This window comes from Streptomyces sp. S3(2020) (assembly GCF_013044505.1).
Classification (GTDB): domain Bacteria; phylum Actinomycetota; class Actinomycetes; order Streptomycetales; family Streptomycetaceae; genus Streptomyces.
This window is the reverse complement of the sequence record NZ_JABERD010000504.1, coordinates 1-1,494: the sequence shown is the minus strand read 5'-3', so window position 1 is coordinate 1,494 and position 1,494 is coordinate 1. Positions and strand designations below refer to the sequence as shown.

Annotated in this window: 1 protein-coding gene; it reads left to right on the top strand. The window is 78.1% G+C overall.

All coding sequences use genetic code 11. The features are described from left to right. Nucleotides 1–217: 217 nt before the first annotated feature. The coding region (locus HLK59_RS49965; RefSeq protein WP_346780016.1) for an SWIM zinc finger family protein at nt 218–1,494 on the top strand (1,277 nt) is incomplete at its 3' end.

Genomic DNA, 1,494 nt, shown 5'->3' with positions numbered 1-1,494 from the left:
CTTCACCGAGGAGACCGAGACCGACCTGTTCGGGGAGCGGGCGGTCGCGGCGGTGCCCGAGCCGGTCGCGGAGGACCCTGCGGTGCCGGGCACAGCGGGGGACGGCACGGCGGACCCGACCGTTCCCGTGGGTTCCGCGACGGGGAGTTCGGAGCCGGGACCGTTCGCCGGTGCACAGGTCGGTGCACAGCCCGCGGCTCAGGAGCCGGAGCGGCGTGTGGTGCGGCCGGGTGACGCCGCCCGCGCCGCGCTGCGGGGCGCGCTCTCCGGTCGTCGCCTCAATACCGACCCCGACCCCGACGCCGACGGTGAGGTGCGGCGCATCGACACGGCTCAGGCCGAGCCGAGCCCGGCACCGCTCGCGGCGGGCGAGCGAGCGGCGGCCCAGCCGTCCGGTGTGTCCGCCGCGGCGAGAACCGCCCCGGGCGCCGGGGACGGGGAAGGCGCCCCGCAGGGAGCACGGCCCGCGGACCGGGCGCGTGAGGCCTTGCGGGCCGCCCGTGCGGAGGACCGGCGGACGCGTACGGAGCTCACGGGCGGGGGCGCCGACGGCGGGGCCCTGCCGCGTCGTACGACACCGCCCGCTCCTGTCGGCCGCGGCGGTGCCGGTGGCCGTACCGCCGCAGAACGGGCGCGTGCCGTCAGGGAGTTGGCGGCCGACGCCTTCCGCATGCCCGACGACGGCGACGAGGCGGCGGACCGGGGGAGTGCGGCCGGGCGGGACCCTGCTCCCGTCGGCACCTCGCAGGAGGCCGACCTCGACCCGTACCGCCTCGGCACCGGCGACCCGGACTCACCCCCTCCTGCCGCACCCCGCCACGCCCGTTCCATGGCCGCCCCCGGCCGGGACGGTGAACTGCGCCGCACCTTCCCGGCGTTCACGACCCGCGCCGGTGGCGAGGACGGCGGGTTCGCCGAGACCTGGTGGGGCAACGCATGGGTGGACGCCCTGGAGAGGGGCGCGCTGGACGCCAAGCGGCTGGCGCGGGGGCGTGGTTACGCGGAGCAGGGACATGTGGACGCCATCACCGTGACACCGGGGCTCGTCCTCGCCTACGTACAGGGCAGCCGGCCCCGGCCGTACCGGGTGCAGGTGCGGCTGCGGACGCTCGACGACGCCGACTGGGACCGCTTCCTGGACACCGCCGCGGACCGCACCGGGCACATCGCCGCCCTGCTCGACAAGGAGATGCCCCACGCCCTCGCCGAGGGCGGCGTCCGGCTGCTCCCCGGACCCGGCGACCTCGAACCGCAGTGCAGCTGCCCCGACCGCGGCCACCCCTGCAAGCACGCCGCCGCCCTCTGCTACCAGACCGCCCGCCTGCTCGACGCCGACCCCTTCGTCCTGCTCCTGCTGCGCGGCCGCGGCGAGCGCGAACTGCTCGACGCGCTGTCCCGGCTGAGCGCCGCCCGCGCGGCCCGGGCCGCCCAGGAGAAGGGCCCGGCGCCCCAGCCCGGCGTACGCGCCACCGAGGCCCTCGCACCCCGCCGGCT